The organism is Salidesulfovibrio brasiliensis JCM 12178, assembly GCF_001311825.1.
GTDB lineage: Bacteria > Desulfobacterota > Desulfovibrionia > Desulfovibrionales > Desulfovibrionaceae > Pseudodesulfovibrio > Pseudodesulfovibrio brasiliensis.
Genome location: NZ_BBCB01000018.1, coordinates 37,466 through 43,718 on the forward strand (window position 1 = coordinate 37,466; position 6,253 = coordinate 43,718).

Genomic DNA, 6,253 nt, shown 5'->3' on the forward strand with positions numbered 1-6,253 from the left:
GGTCAGATTCCGGCTCCGAGCCTGAGTATGTTGTTGAAGAGGGCGTCCATGCCGCGGATGAAGTCGGCTACATACCGGGCCAGAATGCCGAAGACGAAGGTAAGGAAGATAAAGCCAACGGTGATCTTGATGGGCAGGCCGACAACGAGGATATGCATTTGAGGTGCGGCGCGGGCAATGAGCGCGAGAGCAAGGTCGACGATGAGCACCGCGCCGAGCACCGGAGCGGCGATTCTGATAGCCAGCGTATACATGAGTGAGGAGAACGAGAAAATCTGGTTTGCCATGTCGGACGTGAGCAACAGCCCACCGGGCGGGATGAATTCAAAACTCTGGCCGATGGCCTTGAGCAGATACAGGTGCCCGTTGAGGGTGAGGAAGGTGAGCATGGTGCACATGTAAAGGAAGTGCGCAGTTACCGCCTCGTTGACGCCGGTGATCGGGTCCATGACGTTGACCATGGCAAATCCCATCTGGAACCCGATGATGTGTCCGCCGGTCTGCACGGCGGCGATGAGAATGCGGACCATCATGCCGAGGATCAGGCCGAGCAGCACTTCGCCGAGCACGAGCACAAGCAGTTCCCAGGGGCTGGCTGGCATCATGGAACCGGGGAACGAAAGCTGCGGCCAGACCGCAAAGGTCAGCACAAGCAGGAGCGCCGCCTTGACGGTTTTCGGAATGGAGCGGCCTCCGAAGAAGGGGAGCAGGTATAACACGATGCTGATCCTGAGAAACGTCAGAATCAGGCTGAGCATGTCATCTGCGCTAAAATGAAAAATATCCATTCCCGAAACCTAAGCAAAAGGTGGGCCACGCCCGTTTTTTTCAGGCGGGCCGTCCCGCTGTTGCGGGGCGTATACGAATACGGGCCCCCCGGCATGAAGCATCGGAGGGCCCGTTGATGTCGAGTCTGTCTGGCCTTAGTTCAGGATGAACTTCATTGGGTTCACCGCAACTTCGGCCTTGCGCACTTCGTAGTGCAGGTGCGGGCCGGTGCTGCGGCCCGAGTTGCCCACGTATCCGATGAGTTCCCCGCGGGTCACTTCCTGGCCCTGTTTCACGGCACTGCGCTTCATGTGCGCGTAACGGGTGACGGTGTTGCCGCCGTGATACAGCTTGACCTGAACGCCGTAACCGTCGTGCCTGTTGCCGGAAAGAATCACCTTGCCCTTTGCGGGGGCGTAGATGGGAGTGCCCGGAGGGGCGGAAATGTCGATGCCGGGATGGTGCTCGCGCTTGCCCGTGAAGGGAGAGGTTCGCCAGCCGAAGGGAGACGTCACCCAACCGGTGGTGGGCCAGATGGAAGGGGTCGATTCGAGCAGGTCGTTCTTTTCGCGAAGCTGCGCCAGAATCTCCTGCTGTTTGACCTCTTCGAGGCGGGCTTCCACATTCAGCTGCTTCAGGAAGCTGTGCATCTTTCTGGCGAGCAGCTCCTGACGGTAAAGCGGCAAGTAGCCGTTGGAAAATGTTTCGCTTTGAATGCCGCCCTTGGGGGTGACGGTCTGACTGCTGTCCTGATCGAGGTCGATCATGACGCGCAGCTTGGAATCGAAGTCGTGAATGCGGCTGAGGCTCTTTTGCAGTGCTCCGAGCTTTTGTGCCAACCCGAGCAACTGTGTTTTTTGTTCATGGATCGTTTTTTCGGCAAGGCTGAGACTCTTTTCAACCTTCATGCTCTGCGCATAGCGTTGCCACAGAAAGACATTTCCTGCGGCCATGCCTGCAAAGAGGAAGATGAACAAGAGGAACACCCCGCCGCGCAGTCCTACTTTACGGCAGGTTCCCTGTTTGTCCTTGAAAATAACGATATGGTACTTTTTGAACAGCATTGAGCGCTCACGTCCATTGCAGTTTAGTGTTTTGGGCATAAAAAGCCACTACCCACGGATAGTCTAGACTTCTCATGTTGTCAACCCTGATGGGCGGGAAATCCTCTGTTTCCAAGGACATTCCCACCGATTACAGGTCGATTCCGAAGCGGGTGACGGCGTTGAAAACGTTGCTGCGAATCCGCTTGTCTCCGTGCCAGCGCTGTTCAAGCCATCCCATGACATCGTCCCGCCGGGTGCTGCCGTTTGACGGGCAGACGTTTTCCCATATGGGAAGTTCCCATTGTTTCGCGGCTTTGATGACGGTTTTCTTCTCAAGGAGCATGGTCGGGCGGATGACTTTCAGTTTGCCGCCGAAGAAGTCTTCACATGCTGACATTCCTTCGGCCCGGCCATTCTGAAATATGTTCATGAAAAAGGTCGCAACGTTGTCATCCGCGTTATGCCCGAGCGCGAGGTGCGTAAGGTTGTATTGGTCGCAGAGTTCAAAAAGCCGTTTCCTGCGGTTCCATGCGCACAGGAAGCAGGGTGACTTTTTCCGGTTCTCTTCGGAGTGGGCCCGTGGGCCGAAGTCCGTGAGTTCGATGTGCGAGGCCATGCCGTTTTTCGCGCACCAATCGATCAGGGGTGCGTGGCTTTCCGGCTCGAAGCCGGGGTTGATGTGCAGAGCCATGATTTCCACGTCGAACGGCATGATCGCCTGACGGATGAGCATGACCTTGAGCAGCAGGAAGCTGTCGACCCCGCCGGAGGCGGCGATGCCGATGCGGGCGCCCGGCCGGACCATGTCCAGCCCCTGCATGAGTTTGCCGGTTGCCTTTACGCATTGGTTCTGCGCATAGGAGAGTTTGCCCCATGAGCCCATTGTGGTATACCTCCTTGACGAGAGTCGGAAAGGGCGTGGTAGTCGATTTGTTCTTGACTTGCAAGGTCCGTGGGGGTATTGGATTCGCTTCCCGGAAGCAACGGGAAGACGGCTCGGCAGCCCCGATTGCGAGGGGCTGTTTTTTTTGCCCATCCCCTTGTCCTAAGGCGTAAGGAGCGAGTCCTTTGAAAAGGATCGGTCTGACACTGACCATACTCATCCTGGCCGTTGCGGCATTGATCGTAGCGGGGGGATATCATTTTCTCGTGTCCGTAGACCGCGCGGGAGGCGTTGATAACTGGCTCTCCGTGGAGTCGGCAGACGTTACCGCCGTGGTCATCGACGGCCCGCACGGGGTTTTTCGCATTGAACGCGACGGCGACGGCTGGAATGCCGTGCGCGGCAATGTCCGCACCCGTGCAGACATCACACGCGTCAAATCCCTGCTTGATGCGCTGAACAACAGCCGTTCCGTTTCCGCAGACAGTGAGCCCGTGGCCGGTAAGCTCGGTTTCGGCCTTGATGACCCTTCGGCAAAGCTGACGCTCATTCTTGAGGGTGACGGCCGCATCCAGTTCAGGTTCGGCTCGCTTGATACTGCCATGGAACGCGTCTATTTTTGGACCAATGTCCGGGGCGGAGGCATCTATCAGGCCGATGCAGCCAGCCTGCGCTTTCTGGATAAGCCGCTGTCCTATTTTGAGGATCTGCGGCTATTGCCGCACATGTCTCTGGATGACGTGAAGAGCGTGCAGCTCGTCATGCGGTACGGCGCCGGGTGGAAGCTCGTGCGCGAGGGCGAGGAATTCGTGTTCGAATTGCCGGGATACCTCAAGGGCAAGCCCGCTTCGCTGCCCGAGGTGCGTCTTTATGTAGAATCCCTGTCGCAGATTCGTGCTGGCAGGTTGTTGCCCGGTGAAAGCGTCCCCGACCGACATCCGCACCTGACCGTGCTGGTGGAAGCGGAAAAGGGCGATCCCGAGCGGTTGGACCTCTATCGGGGAATCGGCTCCGCACCGTTCCTCGGCATGTCGTCATGGCAGCCGGTTTCGTTTGATCTGGATAGAACTGTGGTTTCCCAGATCGTGCGCACGCCGTTCGACATGCAGGGCCGCCGTGTGGTCGATCTCGAGATCGGCAAGATTCACAGCGTTGCGCTGACGTTCGACAACGTGACCCGCGTGGCGCAGCGCACCGAGAAGGGCTGGAGCGAGCCTGCAGGTGAAAATGACGTCATGGGCATTGACATGTCCCTCTGGCGACTTAATGAAATGAAGTTCGAGGCGATGCCGCTTGAGCGGATATCCGGGGAACTGCGCGAGTCCATGATTTGCGTCCTGCGGGACGAAAACGGCGAACCGCTCGCGTCCCTGTATTTTTATCAGGACCCCAGCCTGCCCGAAGGCCAGATATGGCTTCGCAACGGCGGGGGACTCTATTATCCCGTTCCGAGTCAGATCGTCGAGGACTTGCGCGGGTTGTTTCCTGCGCGCGGCACGGCCTCTGGTCGTCCGGACGCATAACAGACAGGAGAAAACGAACAATGGCAAGAATCACCGTTGAAGATTGTCTTGCACAGGTCAGCAACCGCTTCCTGATCACCCAGATGACCATCAAGCGTGTCAAACAGTACCGCGAAGGTTACCAGACTCTGGTGGACTCCAAAAACAAGGAAAACGTCACCGCGCTGCGTGAAATCGCTGCCGGAAAAGTGCTGCCTGAACGGCCGCTCGATGAAATCGAGCACGCCATCGAGGCCGATCAGGACGACGCATAGCTGTACGGCGGCTCCGACTCTGCGACCGTTCGTGCGCCACGCCGTGCATGAGCGGTTTTCGCGTTGGACACGCTGAATCGGCAAAAAACGAACGAAAGCATCAGGCTGAGAGGGCATGAGCAAACGCTGTTATTACGAGATCCTTGGCGTCTCCCGGGAATGCTCCGGGGATGAAGTCAAGTCGGCCTACCGCAAGCTGGCCTTCAAGTATCATCCCGACCGGAACCCCGACGATCCAGAAGCCGAGGAAAAATTCAAGGAAGCAGCCGAGGCCTACGAAGTGCTCGGCAACAGGGAAAAGCGCGAGCGCTATGATCGCTTCGGCCATGAAGGCGTGGCCGGAAACGGCTTCGAAGGGTTCAGCAACACCGAAGACATCTTTGGCGCGTTCAGCGACATCTTCGGCGAATTCTTTGGATTCAGCTCCGGACGTCGCGGCGGCGGCAACCGTCCCCGTGCGGGCGCGGATCTGCGCTACAATCTGAGCGTCTCCTTCCGCGACGCGGCCAAGGGCACCGAAGTCGACATCACCCTGCCCAAGGATGTGCCCTGTTCCGAGTGCGATGGAAGCGGCGCTGCTCCGGGAACCTCTGCGGAAACCTGCCCCGAATGTCACGGCTCCGGCCACATCGAGCAGGCGCAGGGCTTTTTCCGAATCGCTGTCGGTTGCCCCCGCTGTCACGGCAAGGGCAAGATCATCACCACCCCCTGCGACAACTGCCACGGGCGCGGCTCGGTCATCGAGGACCGCGAGCTGAGCGTGCGCATCCCGGCAGGAGTTGACAACAACTCCCGCCTGCGCCTGCGCGGCGAAGGCGAAATGGGCGAGAATGGCGGCCCCCCGGGCGACCTCTACGTCGTCGTTCAGGTGGAGCCGGACGAGATTTTCGAACGGCAGGGAACCACGCTGATTCTCCAGCAGGACATTACCTTCGTGCAGGCTACTCTCGGCGACCGCATCGAAGTCCCCACCCTGGATGACCCCATCAATTTCGATATCCCCAAAGGCACGCAGGGCGGCGAGGTATTCCGACTTCGCGGCCTCGGCCTGCCGCATCTCGGTAGCCCCCACAAGGGCGATCTGCTCGTTCAGGTCAAAGTGCTCACCCCCCGCAAGCTCACAAAGCGGCAGGAAGAACTGCTCCGCGAGTTTCAGGAGATCGAGGACAACAAACCCATGAAGCGTGCCAAGGACTTCTTCAAAAAAGCCAAAGACAGGGTCATGGGTGAATAGCATGGCAGGCGGTTTTTCCCACATGGACGCTGACGGCAATGCCCGCATGGTGGACGTTTCCGACAAGGGCGAGACCAAACGCGTGGCCGTTGTTCGCTGTCGCGTCCAACTGAACGAAGAAACCTTCGACATGCTCGTGCGCGACGCGCTGCCCAAAGGCGATGTGCTCGCTACAGCAAAGATCGCGGGAATCATGGCCGCCAAGCAGACCCACAACCTCATTCCCATGTGCCATCCGCTGCCGGTCAACTACGCGGACGTGCGTTTCGATGTGCGCGAAGAGGACCACACCGTCGGCATTGAGGCCGAAGTCCGCACCACCGGCAAGACCGGAGTCGAGATGGAAGCGCTCGTGGCCGCCCAGATCGCGGCGGCGACCATGTACGACATGTGCAAGGCCGTCCAAAAAGATATCGTCATCGACGAATGCAAACTGGTCTACAAGTCCGGCGGCAAATCCGGCACCTTCAAAAACGGCTGGTCTCCGGCCTGATTCGAATGACTATTGGTATTAAAAAGCCCGTCTTCTGGCGGGCTTTTTTGTT

At 58.5% G+C, this 6,253-nt stretch carries 7 protein-coding genes; 4 read left to right on the forward strand and 3 right to left on the reverse strand.

Annotated elements, in window-relative coordinates; translation table 11 throughout:
• Positions 1 to 2 precede the first annotated feature (2 nt).
• From fliR to JCM12178_RS06990, 3 genes are all read right to left on the reverse strand, one after another.
• Positions 3 to 788 carry a flagellar biosynthetic protein FliR gene (gene fliR / locus JCM12178_RS06980; RefSeq protein ID WP_054649990.1) on the reverse strand — a complete coding sequence of 262 codons (786 nt, stop codon included), beginning with the start codon at positions 786 to 788 and terminating at the stop codon, positions 3 to 5.
• A gap of 135 nt (positions 789 to 923) precedes the next feature.
• The gene (locus JCM12178_RS06985; protein ID WP_054649992.1) at positions 924 to 1,832 is read right to left on the reverse strand and encodes a M23 family metallopeptidase; all 909 of its coding nucleotides are present in this window, start codon (positions 1,830 to 1,832) and stop codon (positions 924 to 926) included.
• Positions 1,833 to 1,962: 130 nt separating this feature from the next.
• Positions 1,963 to 2,697 (reverse strand): tRNA lysidine(34) synthetase, encoded by a 735-nt coding sequence (locus tag JCM12178_RS06990; protein ID WP_054649994.1) that lies wholly within the window; start codon positions 2,695 to 2,697, stop codon positions 1,963 to 1,965.
• Positions 2,698 to 2,963: 266 nt separating this feature from the next.
• Here JCM12178_RS06990 and JCM12178_RS06995 point away from each other — a divergent pair, with 266 nt between their 5' ends.
• From JCM12178_RS06995 to moaC, 4 genes are all read left to right on the forward strand, one after another.
• Entirely contained in the window at positions 2,964 to 4,220 is a 1,257-nt protein-coding gene (locus JCM12178_RS06995) for a DUF4340 domain-containing protein (RefSeq protein WP_172677085.1), read from the forward strand.
• Between the two features lie 20 nt (positions 4,221 to 4,240).
• Entirely contained in the window at positions 4,241 to 4,474 is a 234-nt protein-coding gene (gene rpoZ / locus JCM12178_RS07000; protein ID WP_054649997.1) for a DNA-directed RNA polymerase subunit omega, read from the forward strand.
• A gap of 115 nt (positions 4,475 to 4,589) precedes the next feature.
• Positions 4,590 to 5,708: a molecular chaperone DnaJ gene (dnaJ, locus tag JCM12178_RS07005; protein ID WP_054649999.1), complete on the forward strand. Its 1,119-nt coding sequence runs from the start codon at positions 4,590 to 4,592 to the stop codon at positions 5,706 to 5,708.
• A 1-nt stretch (position 5,709) separates the two neighbouring features.
• Complete coding sequence (moaC, locus tag JCM12178_RS07010) at positions 5,710 to 6,201, forward strand: cyclic pyranopterin monophosphate synthase MoaC (protein ID WP_054650001.1); 492 nt, start codon at positions 5,710 to 5,712, stop codon at positions 6,199 to 6,201.
• Positions 6,202 to 6,253 lie beyond the last annotated feature (52 nt).